Annotated in this window: 19 protein-coding genes; 14 read left to right on the top strand and 5 right to left on the bottom strand. The window is 60.8% G+C overall.

Annotation, left to right across the window (positions count from 1 at the left end):
• Positions 1 to 64: 64 nt before the first annotated feature.
• Together sfsA and thpR are read right to left on the bottom strand one after the other, a co-directional pair.
• Positions 65 to 808, bottom strand: coding sequence for a DNA/RNA nuclease SfsA (sfsA, locus tag G5367_RS15945; protein ID WP_047437797.1), 744 nt, complete (start codon positions 806 to 808; stop codon positions 65 to 67).
• On the bottom strand, positions 805 to 1347 hold the full coding sequence (thpR, locus tag G5367_RS15940; protein ID WP_421244565.1) for an RNA 2',3'-cyclic phosphodiesterase: 543 nt from the start codon (positions 1345 to 1347) through the stop codon (positions 805 to 807). The genes sfsA and thpR overlap by 4 nt, the downstream gene beginning before the upstream one ends.
• 178 nt (positions 1348 to 1525) lie before the next feature.
• Between thpR and hrpB the strand changes: the two genes are divergently transcribed.
• From hrpB to G5367_RS15925, 3 genes are all read left to right on the top strand, one after another.
• The gene (gene hrpB, locus G5367_RS15935; RefSeq protein ID WP_421244566.1) at positions 1526 to 3973 is read left to right on the top strand and encodes an ATP-dependent helicase HrpB; all 2448 of its coding nucleotides are present in this window, start codon (positions 1526 to 1528) and stop codon (positions 3971 to 3973) included.
• Positions 3974 to 4046: 73 nt separating this feature from the next.
• Entirely contained in the window at positions 4047 to 6365 is a 2319-nt protein-coding gene (gene mrcB, locus G5367_RS15930; protein ID WP_421244567.1) for a penicillin-binding protein 1B, read from the top strand.
• A gap of 58 nt (positions 6366 to 6423) precedes the next feature.
• A complete protein-coding gene (locus G5367_RS15925) occupies positions 6424 to 6825 on the top strand; it encodes a VOC family protein (RefSeq protein ID WP_005343260.1) in 402 nt (133 codons plus the stop codon).
• Positions 6826 to 6890: 65 nt separating this feature from the next.
• On the opposite strand, the gene G5367_RS15920 is transcribed toward G5367_RS15925, so the two are convergent.
• Positions 6891 to 7211 carry an SMR family transporter gene (locus G5367_RS15920; protein ID WP_005343259.1) on the bottom strand — a complete coding sequence of 107 codons (321 nt, stop codon included), beginning with the start codon at positions 7209 to 7211 and terminating at the stop codon, positions 6891 to 6893.
• Positions 7199 to 7600, bottom strand: coding sequence for an SMR family transporter (locus G5367_RS15915; RefSeq protein ID WP_337073484.1), 402 nt, complete (start codon positions 7598 to 7600; stop codon positions 7199 to 7201). Before G5367_RS15915 ends, G5367_RS15920 begins: the two co-directional genes overlap by 13 nt.
• Before the next feature lie 157 nt (positions 7601 to 7757).
• On the opposite strand from G5367_RS15915, the gene G5367_RS15910 reads away from it, so the two are divergent.
• The 3 genes from G5367_RS15910 to ppa all read left to right on the top strand — a co-directional run bounded on the left by G5367_RS15910 (position 7758) and on the right by ppa (position 11076).
• Complete coding sequence (locus G5367_RS15910) at positions 7758 to 8639, top strand: LysR family transcriptional regulator (RefSeq protein WP_236347269.1); 882 nt, start codon at positions 7758 to 7760, stop codon at positions 8637 to 8639.
• A gap of 109 nt (positions 8640 to 8748) precedes the next feature.
• Positions 8749 to 10329, top strand: coding sequence for a DUF3369 domain-containing protein (locus tag G5367_RS15905; RefSeq protein ID WP_421244568.1), 1581 nt, complete (start codon positions 8749 to 8751; stop codon positions 10327 to 10329).
• Between the two features lie 216 nt (positions 10330 to 10545).
• A complete protein-coding gene (gene ppa, locus G5367_RS15900; protein WP_005335667.1) occupies positions 10546 to 11076 on the top strand; it encodes an inorganic diphosphatase in 531 nt (176 codons plus the stop codon).
• 26 nt (positions 11077 to 11102) lie between these two features.
• On the opposite strand, the gene G5367_RS15895 is transcribed toward ppa, so the two are convergent.
• Positions 11103 to 11450 carry a hypothetical protein gene (locus tag G5367_RS15895; protein ID WP_076492509.1) on the bottom strand — a complete coding sequence of 116 codons (348 nt, stop codon included), beginning with the start codon at positions 11448 to 11450 and terminating at the stop codon, positions 11103 to 11105.
• A 139-nt stretch (positions 11451 to 11589) separates the two neighbouring features.
• On the opposite strand from G5367_RS15895, the gene G5367_RS15890 reads away from it, so the two are divergent.
• The 8 genes from G5367_RS15890 to G5367_RS15855 all read left to right on the top strand — a co-directional run bounded on the left by G5367_RS15890 (position 11590) and on the right by G5367_RS15855 (position 17641).
• Positions 11590 to 12480: a hypothetical protein gene (locus tag G5367_RS15890; protein ID WP_416034812.1), complete on the top strand. Its 891-nt coding sequence runs from the start codon at positions 11590 to 11592 to the stop codon at positions 12478 to 12480.
• 220 nt (positions 12481 to 12700) lie between these two features.
• Positions 12701 to 13243 (top strand): YtfJ family protein, encoded by a 543-nt coding sequence (locus G5367_RS15885; RefSeq protein WP_005335681.1) that lies wholly within the window; start codon positions 12701 to 12703, stop codon positions 13241 to 13243.
• 44 nt (positions 13244 to 13287) lie between these two features.
• Positions 13288 to 13587, top strand: a complete 300-nt coding sequence (locus G5367_RS15880) for a hypothetical protein (RefSeq protein ID WP_421244569.1) — start codon at positions 13288 to 13290, stop codon at positions 13585 to 13587.
• Positions 13588 to 13618: 31 nt separating this feature from the next.
• A complete protein-coding gene (locus G5367_RS15875; RefSeq protein ID WP_421294648.1) occupies positions 13619 to 14233 on the top strand; it encodes a DUF2796 domain-containing protein in 615 nt (204 codons plus the stop codon).
• Between the two features lie 4 nt (positions 14234 to 14237).
• Positions 14238 to 14927 (top strand): ABC transporter ATP-binding protein, encoded by a 690-nt coding sequence (locus G5367_RS15870; RefSeq protein ID WP_005354693.1) that lies wholly within the window; start codon positions 14238 to 14240, stop codon positions 14925 to 14927.
• Positions 14921 to 16168 (top strand): ABC transporter permease, encoded by a 1248-nt coding sequence (locus G5367_RS15865; RefSeq protein WP_043821722.1) that lies wholly within the window; start codon positions 14921 to 14923, stop codon positions 16166 to 16168. The genes G5367_RS15870 and G5367_RS15865 overlap by 7 nt, the downstream gene beginning before the upstream one ends.
• 31 nt (positions 16169 to 16199) lie before the next feature.
• On the top strand, positions 16200 to 16676 hold the full coding sequence (locus G5367_RS15860; protein WP_041234071.1) for a DUF3299 domain-containing protein: 477 nt from the start codon (positions 16200 to 16202) through the stop codon (positions 16674 to 16676).
• A gap of 104 nt (positions 16677 to 16780) precedes the next feature.
• Complete coding sequence (locus tag G5367_RS15855) at positions 16781 to 17641, top strand: TIGR03899 family protein (protein WP_421244571.1); 861 nt, start codon at positions 16781 to 16783, stop codon at positions 17639 to 17641.
• Positions 17642 to 17651 lie beyond the last annotated feature (10 nt).

The following is a 17651-nucleotide window of genomic DNA, read 5'->3' as shown; positions in this document are numbered from 1 at the left end:
TCTATAGCAGAAGGGTAACGGGTAAGCAAACGAGCCGTACCAATAATGTTACCCACTCCAATATTTATGCACTCCCCTCGGGTAACAGGTGACCAGATTCAAACGGGATAAACCCTTGAGCCACCATGCCTTGCACCCCAACATGGGGCCGATAGCATAAAATTTCAACCCCCGCCGCGATTGCCTGCTCAATTAGCAGACTATAGTGCGGATCTATATGGGTTGCAGGGCGCATCCGGCTTATTCCGGAGTGCAACACCATAAATAGCAGCACGGCCCTGTGGCCCGCCGCTTTCATCGCCATCAACTCGCGCAAATGCTTGGCACCACGGGCGGTGACTGCATCGGGGAAGTAGCCCATACCCGGATGTTCACGTTCGTCGAGCAGGGTGACCGATTTTACCTCGATGTAACAATTGCCCTTCTCGTCATCTTCCAGCAACAGATCGATGCGACTGTTCTCTTCGCCATACTTCACCTCGGTGCGCAACCGGCTGTAACCCGCCAGCGGAGCGATAGCCTCCTGCTCGATCAACTCCCGGGCGATCTGGTTGGCGCGCGCCGTGTTGACGCAGATAAAGTGGCCCGCCGGGCTCTCGGCGATCTCCCAGCTGTTGGGCAGCTTGCGCTTGGGGTTATCGGAGGTGGAGTACCAGACCCGGGTGCCCGGATCGGCACAACCGGTCATGGCACCGGTGTTGGCGCAGTGGATGGTAATGACCTCGCCGTTATCGAGTTGCACATCGGTCAGAAAGCGCTTGTAGCGGGCCACCAGCTGGCCCGATTGCAGGGGGGGATCAAAGATCACGGGTTAGCCCTCCGCGCGTCTTCTTTTACCCGGGCACGCAGCGGCCAGCAGGCAAGCGGCTCGTAGCGCACCCCGTCCGGGGTCGAGACGGATTGATAGAGGCAGAACTCATCGGCCTGCAGCAGAAAATCGGGGGCAGGCAGTGGTGCAGGGGCCTCACCCGCCTTGCGCGACAGGGTGACGTGGGGGCGATAACCCTGCTCGCCATTGCCAAGACGCAACTTCTCGCCGTGGCGGCGCAGCGCCTTTGCCAGCACGGTCAGCTCGTTGGGCCACTCCTTCGGGCCAATCCAGGCAGCCTTGGCCCGGCTGAACCAGCCGGTCTCATCCAGCCTGATGGAGAGCGGCGGACAGTGCTGACGCTCCACGGCGGCGATCAGGCGGCGGGTGGTCAACTCGTCCGCTTCCCCCAGAAAGGCGAGGGTCAGATGAAGGTTGGCTTGCGGCACCGGCTGACCGGGCCAGGGCAGCTGATCGCGCCAGGCGATGAGCTCGGGAGCGAGCTCCTTGACGGGCAGGGCAAAGAAGAGTTTGGCCATGTGGTGATAATGCCTTTTTCACGCTCATTGGATGGGCCCATTCTATGGCAGCTATCCGGCCATGTCTCGCCAGCCTCCCGCCCGAGTGGCCATATCCGCACATCCACTCACGGTGGCGCGGGCGGCTGTGGCAGAATAGGCGCCGTTTTACCGGTTGCCACAGAAGGTGCTCATCGCTTTGTCCCAGCTCCCCATCGTTTCGGTATTGCCCGAACTCTTTGCCGCCCTCGACAGCCACACCCGCGTGATCCTGCAGGCGCCCCCCGGCGCGGGCAAATCGACCCTGCTGCCGCTGGAGCTGGTGCGTCAGAACCGGCTGCCCGGCCGCATCATCATGCTGGAACCAAGGCGGCTGGCTGCGCGCAATATCGCCACTTTTCTGGCCCGTCAGCTGGGGGAGAAGGTGGGCGAGCGCATCGGCCTGCGAGTGCGTGGCGAGAGCCGCACCAGCGCAGCAACCCGGCTCGAGATCGTCACCGAAGGGGTGCTGACCCGGATGTTGCAGCAGGATCCCGAGCTTACTGGCGTTTCGCTGGTGATCTTCGATGAGTTCCATGAACGCAGCCTGCACGCCGATACCGCGCTGGCCTTCGCTATCGAGAGCCAGCAGGGATTGCGCGATGATCTCAAGCTCCTGGTGATGTCCGCTACCCTGGATGGCATGGCACTCGAGACCTTGCTGCCGGATGCCCCTGTGGTTCGCTCCGAGGGGCGTGGTTTTCCCATCGACTATCACTACCGCCCCGCCAATCGCCAGCAGTGGCTGGAGCCGCAGGTCGGCGCCGTGGTACTCGAAGCGCTGGCCGAGCAAGATGGCAGCCTGCTGGTCTTTCTGCCGGGACAGGGTGAGATCGAGCAGTTGGCGCAGTGGTTGGCAGACAAACTGCCGGACGACGTGACCCTCGCCCCCCTCTACGGCCGCCTCGATATGGCGGCCCAGCAGGCGGCCATCGAACCGGCGCCTGCGGGCCGCCGTAAGCTGGTGCTCACCACCAATGTGGCGGAGACCTCCCTCACCATCGAGGGGATTTCGGTGGTGATCGATAGCGGGCTGGAACGACGGGCCTCCTATGATCTGAAAAGCGGTGTCACCCGACTGGAGACACGCCAGATAGCCAAATCCTCCGCCACCCAGCGGGCAGGCCGTGCTGGCCGTCTCGGCCCCGGCGCCTGCTACCGGCTCTGGAACAGCGAGGTGCAGGAGCGGCTCGCCGAGCAGAGCCCGCCAGATATTCTCACTCAGGAGCTGACCGGCCTGCTGCTGGACGCCGCCCAGTGGGGCGCCAAGGTGGAAGATCTGCCGCTGCTGGACATGCCCCCCGCCGCTGCGGTGGCCAGCGCCCAGCGGCTGCTGGTGGCTCTTGGCGCCATGAAGCCGGAGGGTGAGCAACAACTCACTGCCGCTGGCCGCGCCATGGCGGCCTTCGGTACCCACCCTCGTCTCGCCCGCATGCTGCTGCGCGCCCGCGAGCTGGAAGCTGAAGGTCTGACAGGGATTGTCGCCGATGCCGCTTATCTGGTGGCGTTGCAGGAAGAAGATCTGCGAGGATCGGAGCGCCTCTCTGTGCTGTTCCACCGCCGTCAAAACGCCCTGCGCCAGAACGCTGCCCGCTGGTTTGAACGGCTTGGCGCCCGCCCTGCCACTGCGCAGGGCCAGTGGCTGGGGCTGCTCTGTGCCCTCGCCTGGCCGGATCGCATCGGCAAACTGCGTAGCGGCAGTCGCTATCAACTCAGTGGTGGGGTGAGCTGCGATCTGGTAGAAGGTCATCCCTGTCAGGGACAAGGGGCCCTTATCGCCATCGAGATGGGGCAGAACGATCGCGGCAGCCGTATCTTTATCGCCGAACCGATAGAGCTGGATGAGCTGGCGCGTCTGCTGCCGGAGCTGGTGAGCGAGCGCCAGTGGTTCGACTGGGACGAGCGGGAGGAGCGGGTGCGCGCCGAACGCCAGCAGGTGATCGGCGAGCTGGTGCTGAGCCAGCGACCGCTGACCGAACTCTCTGACGAGCAGAAAGGGCGCTGCCTGCTGCAAGGCATTCGCCGCAAGGGGCTGCATGTGCTGCCGTGGGACGAGAGTAGCGAAGGGCTGCTGGCTCGTCTGCGCTGTGCCCGCGACTGGCTGCCTGATGAGGGGTGGCCCGCGATGGATGACGAGAGCCTGCTGGCCACGCTGGAACAGTGGCTGCTGCCAGCGGTGAGCGGTATGACCCGGCTGGAGCAGCTGAAGAGGCTCAATATGAGCGACATCCTGCGCCAATCCCTGCCCTGGCCGTTGCCCAAACGGCTGGACGAGGCACTGCCGAGCCACTTTGCGGCACCGACCGGCAGCCGGGTGCGGATCCGCTATCAGCCAGGGCAGGCACCGGTGATCCCGGTACGTATTCAGGAGATGTTCGGGCAAGGTTCGACCCCCTGCGTGGCCGATGGCCGGGTACCGCTGGTGGTGGAGCTGCTCTCCCCCGCCCAGCGGCCGCTGCAGATCACCGCCGATCTGGCCGCCTTCTGGGCAGGCTCCTACGAACAGGTGAAAAAAGAGATGAAGGGGCGCTATCCCCGCCACTACTGGCCGGATAATCCGCTGGAGGCGATGCCGACCAAGGTCACCAAGAAGAAGATGGGCATCTAGGTTCGATGGGTTAATCCCGCTCGGACGTTCGCGAATGCGACATAACAAGTAGAAAGGAAAGCAAAGAGGATTTATGGCAACCCAACGACGCAAGCGTGCCCCCAAGAAGGCAGCGCCCAAACGCACCATCTGGCGCAAGCTGTTCTGGCTTGGCTTCAAGCTCTCCCTGGTGGTGGCGGCTTTTATGGTGGTGTTTGGCATCTACCTCGATACCAAGGTGCGCGAGCGCTTCGATGGCGAGAAGTGGCAGCTGCCGGTGATGGTCTACAGCCGTCCGCTGGAGCTCTACCCCAGCCAGCGCCTGTCGCGGGACCAGATGCTGCGCGAGCTCAACATGCTGAGCTACAAGCAGGTGCGCCAGCCTCACACGCCGGGTGAATACACCATCAACGGCAATCGCATCGAGCTGATTCGCCGTCCGTTCGAGTTCTATGACGGCGCCGACGGAGCCCGTGGCCTGAGACTCACCTTCAACGGCCCGCGCCTTGAGGGGATCCAGTCGCTGGAGAACCAGCGCCAGCTCGGTTACGCCCAGATGGACCCGGTGCTGCTCGATCGCCTCAATACCGAAGATCGGGAAGATCGCCTGCTGGTGCGTATCGCCGAAGTGCCCGACAGCCTGCTGGTGACCCTGCTCACCACCGAAGATCGCGACTTCTACCAGCATGGCGGCGTCTCGCCGGTGGCCATCATGCGCGCCATGTTCGCCAACCTGATCGCGGGTCGTACCGTGCAGGGGGGCAGTACCCTGACCCAGCAGCTGGCCAAAAACTTTTTCCTGACCCGTGAGCGCAGCCTGTGGCGAAAACTGCAGGAAGCCTATATGGCGGTGCTGATCGACTATCGCTACAGCAAGGACGAGATCCTGGAGTCCTACCTCAACGAGGTCTATCTGGGGCAAAACTTCTCGCAAGGGGTCTATGGTTTCGGGCTTGCCTCCTACTTCTACTTCGGCATTCCGGTCAACGAGCTGGATATCGATCAGGTCGCCCTGCTGGTCGGTCTGGTGAAGGGCCCCTCCTATTACGACCCATGGCGCTTCCCAGAGCGGGCCAAGACTCGCCGGGATCTGGTGCTGAAGCTGCTAATGGATCACGGCAGCCTGACCCAGGCCGAATATGAGCTGGCCAGCCGTCAGCCCCTCGGCATCATCGCCCGTGGCCAGATGAGTTATGGCCGCACTCCGGCCTTTATGGGACTGCTCAAGCGAGAGATCCAGAGCCGCTTCGGCGCCGATCTGCTCAAGCAGTCTGGCCTCAAGATCTTCACCAGCCTCGACCCCATCGCCCAGCATGCCGCCGAGCAGGCCGTCTCTTCCGGGCTTGCCCAGATCGAGAAACAGCGCGGCAAGAAAAAGTTGGAGGCGGCCATGGTGGTCTCCGACTGGCATAAGGGCGAAGTGGTGGCGCTGGTGGGTGGCCGCGATCCCCGTTACGCCGGGTTCAACCGGGCGCTGGATGCCCGCCGCCAGATCGGCTCGCTGGTGAAACCGGCTGTCTACCTCACCGCCCTCTCCAATGGGCTGACCCTGGCGACCCCGCTCAAAGATCAGCCGATCCGCATTCGTGGTCAGGATGGTCAGGTCTGGACGCCGCAAAACTACGATCGCAAGTTCCGCCAGAGCGTACCGCTGATGGATGCGCTGGCCGGCTCCCTCAACGTGCCGACTGTCAATCTGGGTCTGCAGGTGGGGCTGGAGAAGGTAGTCGACACACTGCACAAGCTGGGGGTGCAGCAGGAGATCCAACCTTATCCATCGCTGGTGCTGGGGGCGGTGGCCCTCTCGCCGATGGAGGTGAACCAGATGTATCTTCCCATCGCCAATCAGGGGCTGACCCAGCCGCTGTCGGCCATTCGTGCCGTGGTCAAGGGGGATGGCAGCCTGCTCTATCAGCATGATCAGACCGCCAAACGGGTCACCGACAGTCAGGCAAGCTGGCTGACCCTGTTCGCCATGACCAAGACGGTGAGCCAGGGCACGGCCCGCGCGCTCAGTGCCAAGTTCCCCGGCGCTACCATGGCGGCCAAGACAGGCACCACCAACGAGCTGCGCGACTCCTGGTTTACCGGGATGGACAACAACGAGCTGGTCAGTATCTGGGTCGGTCGCGACGACAACACCCCGGCAGGATTGACCGGCGCCAGCGGGGCACTGCAGCTCTTTAGCGGCTACATGAGCCAGCGCGGCGTCAACAGCCTAAGCCTGCAGATGCCGGAGGGGGTCACCTGGGCCAACTTCTCCCGTGCCAGCGGCACCCGCGTCACCAGCGACTGCCCGGGCAGCCTGCAGGTTCCGGCCAAAACTTCGACTATGGGCTCCCCGACCAGCTGCGCCAGCAGTACGACACCACGCAGTGCACTGGATGACTGGTTCGGCGGTTTCTTCAACTAGATCAACAACACGGGCAGCGCAGGCTGCCCGTTCACTATGCTGCTGACAAGGAAACACCATGACCTTTCCGCTGTTTGACGCCATCCACCATGTGGCCATCATCGCCAGCGACTACCAACGCTCGCGCCACTTCTATCACGAGGTGCTGGGGCTGCCCATCATTGCGGAGACCCTGCGCGAGGCGCGCCAGTCGTGGAAACTGGATCTGGCCCTGCCAGACGGCAGCCAGCTTGAGCTGTTCAGCTTCCCCTCGTCCCCCGAGCGCCCCTCCCGCCCCGAGGCATGCGGCCTGCGCCATCTCGCTTTTCGGGTCAGCGACCTCGACCGGGTCATCACCCATCTGCATGCTCATCAAGTCGATGTTGAGCCGGTGCGGGTGGACGAGCTGACCGACAAGCGCTTCACCTTCTTCGCCGACCCGGATGGTCTGCCGCTGGAGCTCTACGAAGCGCCGTGCTGAGCCTGCATCGGCCAAACAAAAAGCCGCCCGGCGAACCGGGCGGCTTGGTCATTGATAAAGCGTTATCAGGCGGTGGTCAGCATGGCGACGGCCAGCGCCATCACCATCATTCCTGCCCAGCCGATGGGCTTGAGTCGCTCACGGAAGATGAGCAAACCACCGAGGGCTGTACCCAGAATACCGATGGCGCCCCAGGTGGCATAGGCCACAGCAAGATCAATCTTGCCACTGCTCACCGCTTCGGAGAGCAGGGTAAAGGCACCCAATACCAGCATAATTCCCAGCATTCCCCACCCTTTATAGCGGAATCCCCGCGAGCGGTTGATCGCCATATTGGCGCCGATATCCAGCAGTGCGGCGCCAAACACGATAATTAACGGGTGCATACCGCCTCCTTCGCATGACTCGTATCACTTCCTGTCACCGGGTCGTCATGGGTTTCCCCCATGGTCACCATAACAATGCCCACTATTGCCAGCGCAAGACCGATCAGCTCCTGAACGTTCAGGTTGTAATCGAGAAACAACACGGAGACGACGGTGATCAGTGCAATCCCCAGACCCTCCCATAATGCGAACGCAATACCAATGGAGATTGTTTTGGCGGCTTTGGCCAGTAACAGGTAAGAGATCGAGATCAGAACCCACATCGGCAGGTAGTTCATCCATCCCGCAGCATCCTCTGGGATCATCGCCATACTGGATGTCCCCGCTACTTCGGTGAGGATGGCCCCCGTCAAAAATATGCGCGCTAAAAGCATGCGACTGATTAACATAGAATTTTCCTTCTGTTGCTGCGACGGTAGAGATGATAGCCGCAGTCACGGCAGGGGCAGGAATCGCTGAGCGTCGAGTTATCAGACGCTGACGGTTTGCCTTGCTATCAGAGGTCGGGCTAAGGTGGTGCTAGATCCCTCCTTATTGCACATCATCATGAAGCTCTATCAGATAGAACTCTTCGTAGAGTCCGCAAACAGTGGCTCTCTTGCCAACACCGCCAGGCGACTTGGCAAAAGCCGCAGCGCCGTCAGCACATCCATCGCCTCTCTTGAAGTGGAGCTTGGCGTCGAACTTTTTGAACGCGGTGCCAATCAGAGTCGCTTGACCGACATCGGCGAGCTGGTACTGGATGACTGCAAGCGACTCCTGCAAGCGGCCAACAGCCTCAAGCTAAAGTGTGAACACTACGCCTCCGGCGCCGAGGTAGCACTGCGGGTTGCGCGCGATGACGCTATCCCGGAACAGGTGTGGCGCGAGATGCTGGCTGCCTTGCGCAGCCAGTTTCCCGGTACCAGTATCTCGCTGGTGCTCGCCTCCCCACCCGAACTGCCCGCACTGGTGGAAGAGGGCTTTGTCGATGCAGCATTTGGCCTCATCACCGAGGATCAGGAGCGCAGCGGCCTCAACATCGACGTGCTCAACCCCATTCGCACCCTGATGGTGGTAGCGCCCAGCCATCCACTGGCCGACCTGCGACGGGTGAAACAGCAGGATCTGACTGATCACACTCAGGTTACCCTCTCTTATATCGATGAATTTTCGGTAAAAAGCCTGTTGCCAGTAGGGGGCCAGCATATCGGCCTCTCCAGCTTCGAGTTGATGCGCAATGCGGTGCTGGACGGACTGGGTTGGGCGGTGCTCCCCTCGCCACTGATCCAGAGCCAGCTGCGACAAGGCACCCTGCTGACCCTGAAACACAAGTTCAGCCTGCAGTGGCGTGATTATGGTGTCTATCTGGCGGAAAACGCCTATCACGGCAAGGTGTTGGCCTGGTTGAAAAAGTCGATCCAGGGATATCTGGAGCCTTTCGAGTAGAGATAAAGAGGCGGAGCCAGCTCACGATATACACTTATCCTGATGATCCGAGCAGATGTGATCGTGCATACTGTCCACATACTCATTGAGCGCCGGAGGCGTAACCGATATGAGCAGTGCCCAAGACAAGGACGACATCTTGCTGGACGACGACATCATCGAACTCGATGAAGAAGAGGTCGTGGTCCCCAAGGCACTCAACCCATGGCAAGTGCTGATCGTGGATGATGAGCCGGATATTCATCATGCTACACGCTTGGCCCTCTCCAATATTCACTACAAGTCGCGCCCGCTTGAATTGCTTAATGCCTACAGCGGCGCCGAAGCGGGTCGCATGCTGGAAGCCAATCCCAGAATTGCCCTGATCCTGCTCGATGTGGTGATGGAAACCGAAGATGCCGGTTTGCGGCTGGTTCACCGGATCCGCAACGAAATGCGCAACTCGCTGGTACGGATCGTGCTGCGTACCGGCCAGCCCGGTCAGGCCCCCGAACAGCGGGTGATCCTCGATTACGACATCAACGACTACAAGACCAAGACCGAGCTGACGGTACAAAAACTCTACACCACCGTCATCGCCTCTCTGCGCTCATACGAAACCCTCAGCGCCATCGACAAGAGCCGTCAGGGGCTCGGAAAAATTCTCGAAGGTGCCGGTGATCTCTACCATCTTCATTCGCTCAAAGAATTTGCCTCTGGTGTGCTCAAACAGATCAGCGCCATTCTCGATGTGGGCACCGAAGGGGCTATCTGCGCCGAACGCCGCCCCGGCGAAGAGACGCTGGAGATCCTGGCTGCCACCGGCGACTACGAGACCCTGTTGGACGAGGGCAAGCTAACCGATTTTCCTACCCTCAACGACTCGGTCATGAAGGCATTGGCGGCACGCTGCAACCGCTTTGAACACCCTCAGGATTCCCTCTATATCGCCGCCCAGAATGGCCGCGAGTTCGTGTTGAGCTTTACCCCTACCCAACCCCTGGATCCCCTCGAGTGCGATCTGCTGGATGTCTTCTGCCAGCGCATCTCGGCGGCCTACGACAACCTCTATCTCTACAACCAGTTGCTGCGCGCCCAAGAGGCCACAGTGGTGGCGCTGGCGGCGCTGGCAGAGTTTCGCGACTCCGATACTGGCGAACATGTACTGCGGGTGCAAAAACTCTCCGACGCACTGGTGGAAGAGTTGCAGCAGATGGCGGTTTATCCGGAGCAATTGACCCCGGAGTTTGTCGAAATGATCGGCATGGCTTCCATCCTGCACGATGTGGGCAAGGTCGGTACCCCCGATCATATCCTGCACAAACCGGGGCGGTTCGACCCGGAAGAGCGGGCCATCATGGAGCAGCACGCAGGAATCGGCGCCAATATCTTGCACAAGGCGGGCGAGATGGTGGAGGGCACCAGCTACCTCTCTCTCGGCGCCGAAATCGCTCGGGGCCACCACGAGCACTTCGATGGCAAGGGCTACCCGCTGCAGCTGACTGGCCAGCAGATCCCGCTGTCGGCGAGGATAGTGGCGGTGGTCGATGTATTCGATGCCCTGCTCAGCAAACGCCCCTACAAGGAGCCCTGGACGCTGGCGCAGACCATGGAGTATATCCAGTCCCGCTCCGGCACCCAGTTTGATCCTCATGTCGTAACAGCACTGTCGCGACTGGTCAACGAGTCGAGACTCCCCTACTCGCTCTGACTCTCTGCACTTGCAACTCAACATCCCTTGCCGATGACCAAGGTCACCGGCAAGGCATCAAAACAGCTGTTTTGTTGCATCCTGCACGCATCAACGCGCCGCAAACCGGAAACATCACCCTTCTTTGGCTGCGATATCCGCTGAAATATGGTCATTTAACATCACATCGCTATAATATCGGCCTGCAATCCTGATACTAACAACGAAGGAAATATCATGAGCCTGAACCTGGTACCGGCCGGCAAGAGCCTGCCCGACGATATCTATGTCATCATCGAAATCCCGCAGAATGCCGACCCGATCAAATACGAAGTCGACAAGGACAGCGGCGCTATTTTCGTCGATCGCTTCATGTCTACCCCGATGTTCTATCCGTGCAACTACGGCTACGTGAACGCGACCCTCTCTCTGGATGGTGACCCCGTCGACGTACTGGTTCCGACCCCCTACCCGCTGCTGGCCGGTTCCGTCATTCGCTGCCGTCCGGTTGGCGTGCTGAAGATGACCGACGAATCTGGCGAAGATGCCAAGATCGTTGCTGTACCGCACTCCAAGCTGACCAAGCAGTACGACCACATCCAGGATGTGAACGATCTGCCGGAACTGCTGAAAGCCCAGATCCAGCACTTCTTCGAGCGCTACAAAGAGCTGGAAGCGGGCAAATGGGTCAAGGTGGAAGGCTGGGGCGACAAGGCTGCTGCCGAAGCCGAGATCAAGACCTCTGCCGAGCGTTACGCTGCCAAGTAAGCGTCACCCGGAATGAGAAAGGCGCCTTATGGCGCCTTTTTTGTCGGTGTTTGCGGCAGCTGACCGGCCGCATCTCCGGCAGGATTGCCCTGAATGTATATTTCACGACCATCTTTCTGGTAGGGACGATAGTAATCACCGCCACAGCGATAGCCGCCGCCCGGCTGGCTCATCAGCTCGCAGTTGACCGGCAATACCTCCAGCCACTTGATGGCCTGCTGGTAGCGCAGCCACTCCTGCCATTCGTGTTCTCGCGCCAGCTGATCGCGCAGGGCAAAGGTATCCGCAATGGACATCCCCTTGTTGACGATCACCTGACCCGCCATGGCTGGCAGGCTGAGCAGCCCAAACAGCACTATGATCCAAGGCTTCATAACCCCTCCAGAGTGACTTAATTTCACAATTAAATTAAAAGTCACATCAATCTGTTATCCAGATCACAAAACGAAACATCACCAAAGTGGTGCCGGCTCACCTAGTTGTTAATTATCGTCCACGGCAGGAAGCACCACCATGAAGCTGACCCCCGCGCTGTTGCTCAGCCTCACTCTCAGCACCACCCTTGGCGCCACAAGCAACGCCAGCGAAATCAACATGAGCTGGCAGTGGCAATCCAGCGATGGCCAGCGCAAGCACTTCCAGCTGACCACCGACGATCAGGTGATGGCCGCCAGTCGCCACGAGATGAGCCTGCTGAAGGCCTCTCTCACCAATCCGCTGGAGACCCTTTACGCTTACATCAGCCCGCGGCTCTACAACAGCATCAACCTGATCAATCAGAGCAGCCCCGAGACCGCTACCAAATTTCGCAATCTTGAGCAGGCCTTCACCCTGCGGGACGACAGCATGGAGTCGCTGCTGTTCTGGCAAGCCTACCAGCAGTATCAGGAGGATGCCTTCTACCAGATGAGGGTGATACCCTGCGTCCATCCTGCCAATCGCAAACTGCCTTGCGTGCGACCCGATTACTCCCAGCTCTTCTACCACTTCAAAGGGCATCTCAAGCCGCTGGCACAGCAGTTTGCCGCCAAGGATCTCGCCACCAGCGTCAGCCTGCTGCAGGAGTGGCTGAACGCCATCCCCACCCAGCCGGAGCAGCTGGATCACTTCGCGCCGCCGCTACAGGCACTGCAGGATAACAAGGCCGACAGCGACGAGAAGGCGCTGTTGATGGCCAGCCTGCTGGCGGAGCTGGCCCCGCAATATGTGCTCAGCATCATCTATCCGGATATCAGCATCGGCAGCGTCTCTCCTGCCTGGCTGGCCATTACGGCAGACAGTGGCGTACCCGGTGATGTTGTGGTGATCAACAATCAGCGCCATGTGCTGCTGACCGGCTCGTCCCTGCTGGCCCAGCAGATGACCATGGCCAAGATCCCCCTCATCAGCGAGTCGCTCTACTGACGCAGACAGCTCAGACCAGCAGCCAATTCATTGATTTTTATCGATGTCATGCCATCCTAGCCGCCCTTGCCAGCCAACCACCTGACTGGCGGGGCGCCGACGCTTCTGAATTGCGATCTTATTTAACACTTTTTAAACAGATCCGATCAGTTTAGGATGAAGCTCGCCCATTCCCTCAATCCGAAACTCGTTATAACATAACAAATGGAGTGTCATCAGGATGAAACATCTCGTACTTACTTTGGCGCTGCTGCCATCTCTGGTCTTTGCTCACAACTTCAAAGATGGCAACCCGGTGCCGCTGGTCAATGTCAGCGACAAGGGTGAGCTGGTACTGAATGGCAAGGAGATCGGCTACCAGCCGTGGCAGAGCACCTCGCTCACCGGCAAGGTGTTCCTGATCCAGCATATTGCCGGTCGCTCCAGTGCCAAGGAGCTGAACGCCCCGATGATCGAGGCGATCAAGGCCGCCAAGTTGCCGCAAGACAAGTACCAGACCGTTACCGTCATCAACAGCAATGACGCCATCTGGGGCACCTCCGGCTTCGTGAAGAGCAGTGCCGAGGACAGCAAGAAAGAGTTCCCCTGGTCCGCCATGGTGCTGGATGCCAAGGGCATGGCGCGCAACGCCTGGGATCTGACGCCGGAAAGCTCGGCGATCATACTGCTGGATAAAGAGGGCAAGGTGCTGTTTGCCAAAGATGGCCAGCTCGATGCCAACAACATTGCTACCGTGATGGGGCTCATCAAGTCCCATCTCTAAGTCAGAGAGAAAGGGCGCTGATGGCGCCCTTTCCATAAGGGTCTATGGGTCGTATCAAGCTGAAAATCTGGATCTTGCTGCTGGGCTGGTTATGGCTGCAGCCTGCCCTTGCCCGGCACCAATTTGAATCCGTCCTGCCCGGCCACGACGACCATCACTGCCTGGTTTGCGCCCTCCATCTGGATGGCAAACAGGTCATCACCGCCACCCCCTATTGTTTCCCCAGTTCGACCTCTGTTCTGCCCGCTGTTGCAACCATGCAACGCTCGGCGGATACAACCACGCTTCACAGCTATGCCATCCGTGCGCCGCCCGCCTCTGCTTTTCTCTATCCCTTTGTTTAATTTCGCTATTTGTTTTGAAAAAGGATTAAAGATGAAAGCAGTTACTCTGTTGCTGGCCGCAGCGGCCTTTGGCGCACACGCAAATCACGACGAACACGAGAGCCACAGCCACGGCGCCCACGAGCATGGCCACGGCCACCTCAATCTGGTGGTCGATGGCGACCAATTGATGATCGAGCTGCAGGCACCCGCAGCCGATCTGGTGGGCTTCGAGCACGCGGCCAAGAGCGATGAAGAGAAGGCGCAGTATGCCAAAGCGGTCGCCCGCCTCCAGCAACCTGATGCCCTGTTCCGCTTCGACCCGGCCGCTGGCTGCAAACTGACCCAGCAGGAGCTGCAGGCCGCCAAAGAAGAGCATGATCACGACCATGACCATGACCATGACCATGACCATGACCATGACCATGACCATGACAAGGCTGCCAGCGACAAACATGAAGACCACCATGATCATGACGAAGCGGGTCACGCCGACATGGGCGCCATGTACACCTACACCTGTGCCACCCCGGCCAAACTCACCGGCCTTGAAGCGACCCTGTTCAGCGTCTATCCAAGCCTTGAGAAGCTGAGCGTGCAGGGGATCCTGCCCACCGGCCAGACCGCAGCAGAACTGACCCCGTCCGCCAACAAGCTGAGCTGGTAACGCCATGAAAAAAGCCGTGGTTGAGATCCGCGATCTGGCCTTTGCCTGGCCAGGTGGCGACGCTGTACTCGATCTGCCCGCCCTCACCATCCGCGAGGGTGAGCGGGTCTTTATCAAGGGCCCGTCGGGCTCCGGCAAGTCGACCCTGCTCGGGTTGCTGGCCGGGATCCAGACCGCCAACCACGGCACCCTGGAGGTGCTGGGCCAACCATTGGCCCGGCTCTCTGGCCGTGCCCGTGACCACTTCCGGGCGGCCAATCTGGGTTATATCTTCCAGCAGTTCAATCTGCTGCCTTTTCTCTCGGTGCAGGACAACGTGACCGCTGCACTCACCTTTTCGCCCGCCAAACGGGCTCGCCTGCAAGGGAGTCCGGAGCAGGAGGCGCGCCGTCTGCTGGCGGAGCTGCAACTGCCGGATGAGGCGCTGCATCGCCCCGTCCATGCCCTCAGCATTGGCCAGCAGCAGCGGGTTGCTGCGGCACGGGCGCTGATCGGCTCGCCGCCACTGGTGATCGCCGACGAGCCCACCTCGGCCCTCGACACCGACAACCGGGCGGCCTTTATCAAGCTGTTGTTCGAGGAGTGCGACAAGCAGGGCTCGACCCTGATCTTCGTCAGTCACGATCCTTACCTCGAACCCCTGTTCCCACGGGTGGAAAACCTGCAACAACTTAACCGGAGGGCTACGTGCTAAAGCTCGCCCTGCAAAGTCTCTGGGCCCGTCGCCTCACCGCCGGGCTCACCCTGCTGGCCGTTGCCATCAGCGTCACCCTGTTGCTCGGGGTGGAACGGGTGCGCACCCAGGCCCGTGAAAGCTTCTCCAACACCGTCTCGGGGACCGATCTCATCGTCGGCGCCCGCTCCGGTCAGGTGAACCTGCTGCTCTACTCGGTGTTTCGCATCGGCAACCCCACCAACAACGTGGGGTGGGACTCCTATCAGGCCATCAAACAGAAACCGGGCGTCGCCTGGACCATCCCGCTTTCCCTTGGTGACTCCCACAAGGGATTTAGGGTGCTCGGCACCAATGGCGACTACTTCACTCACCTGAAATACGGTCAGCAGCAGTCGCTGCAATTGCGGGAAGGGCGGCCATTCGACACGCCGTTTGAAGCGGTACTCGGTGCCCAGGTGGCCGAGAAGCTCGGCTATCACCTTGACCAATCCATCGTTATCGCCCACGGTGCTGGCAACACCTCGTTCAGCCAGCACGACAACCTGCCGTTCAAGGTGGTGGGCATTCTGGCGCCAACCGGTACGCCCATCGACCGCACCATCCATGTGCCGCTGGCGGGGATCGAGGCGATCCATCTGGGTTGGGATACCGGCCGCCACAGCAAGAACGTGACACCGGAGCAGGCGCTGGCGCAGGATCTCACCCCGAAAACCATCACCGCCTTTATGGTGGGGCTGAGCAACCGGATCCTGGCGTTCCAGCTACAACGCAGCGTCAACACCTATCCCAAAGAGCCGCTGATGGCGATCCTGCCGGGGGCCGCCCTGCAGGAGCTGTGGAGCCTGATGAGCGTGGCGGAAACGGCCCTGTCGGTGATCGCCGGTTTTGTGGTGGTGGCGGGCCTGATCGGCATGCTGACTACCCTGCTGGCGGGGCTTAACGAGCGACGCCGGGAGCTCGCCATCTTGCGATCCCTCGGTGCGGGCCCTGCCCACCTGTTCCTGCTGCTGGCGCTGGAAGCCATGGCGCTGACCACGGTCGGCATCGCCCTCGGGGTCGCCGTGCTCTATCTGGGGCAGGGGCTTGCCTCGCCCTGGCTGCTCAGCCACTATGGCCTGCAACTGAGTCTGGGGCTGCCGAGCACCTACGAGTGGCAGTTGCTGGGGGTGGTCTGGCTGGCAGGCATGGTGATCGGCCTGCTCCCTGCTGCCCGCGCTTACCGCTACAGCCTGAGCGATGGCATGAGCATTCGCGTCTAGCGAGACGCCCTAAATAGAAACAGAAGGACAGATGATGAAGTGGAAAATTGTGGCGCTGCTCGCCAGCCTGCTGGTGCTGCCCGCCCTAGCCGCCGATTACAAGACCATCGACTGGGATGTGCTCATCCCGGAAGGGGAGAAACTGCTGCCACCTCCGCAGGTGAACCACGATGGGGATCTCGCCTCCGTGCCGCAACCGGTGGGCGGGGTAAACAAGAAGCTGGACAACCAGGATGTGCGCATTCCGGGCTTCGTGGTGCCGCTGGAGGGGGATGCCAAGAAGATCACCGCCTTCCTGCTGGTGCCCTACTTCGGCGCCTGCATCCATGTACCGCCGCCCCCCACCAATCAGGTGATCTATGTGAGCTACCCCAAGGGTGCGCCGGTGGATGACCTGTGGGATGCCATCTGGGTGAAGGGCAAGATGCGCACGATCAGCTCCAGCCACGAGATGGCCACCGCCTCCTATTCGATGGAAGCGGTCGAGGTGAGCGTCTACGAGGAGTAATCCTCCCGTTGCAAAAAAAGCGGCCTCCACGGAGGCCGCTTTGTTATCTTGGCATCCCGGTTGGAGTAACATTCAGCTCCAGAACCTGTGCGAATGGAGTCAGCATGGCAGACCTCCCCCCCCCGAAAAAAGAGAGTTCGATCCTGAGCAGCCAGGAGCAGACCCTGCGTCTGGCCCGCAGTCGCGGCATCGACGGCATGCTCACCCGCAATACCGACAGCACCTTCGAACAGCGCGCCACCTTTCGCCATCTGGCGGATCAGGCTGCCCGCCAGCGCAATCTGGAAGCCATCATGGTGATGGCCTCCCGCCACTGCGAAGAGACCGCGGCTGGCGGCGAGATGGACAGCGACTGGCTGACCCGCTTCCTGCAACTGGCGGAAGATATCAGCATGGTGCCGATGCAGCAGCTGTGGGGGCGGATCTTCGCGCTGGAAGTAGCCACCCCGGGCCGCTTCTCCATCCGGGCGCTCGCCACCCTCAAAGAGATGACTCAGCGCGAGGCCCAGCTGTTCCAGCGCATCTGTTCACTGACTTGCCACTACACCGGCAGCGACGAGCAGCGACTGCTGCTGGGGCTGCACAAGGGGGCCAGCTTGCTGAGCCGCGCCAAGGCAACGCGGCTCGGCCTTGGCAAATACCGCCTCCCCTACAACGCCCTGCTGCAACTGTTTGAGCTCGGGCTGCTGCATCGCGCGGAGCTGGAGTCCGGCCCGCTGCCCGCCGATGGGGTCGAGCTGGAGTTCGGCAACCAGCGCTGGCGGCTGCAGTGCAAGCAGCACAACATCACCCTGCTCTACTACCGCCTCACCCCGGTGGGCAACGAGCTCGCCCAGCTGCTGCAAGAGTCGCCGCTGGAGGAGTACCTGCAGGATCTGAAAACCGTGCTGGTGCAGAGTATCCAGATCGAGGTCCAGCATCAGGTCAGTGAGACCACACCGCCCCCCCCTGACGCCGCGCCCTGATCGTCGATGG

This window comes from Aeromonas sp. 604282 (assembly GCF_049170575.1).
Taxonomy (GTDB): Bacteria; Pseudomonadota; Gammaproteobacteria; order Enterobacterales; family Aeromonadaceae; genus Aeromonas; species Aeromonas veronii_A.
This window is presented reverse-complemented; position numbering and strand designations above follow the sequence as displayed.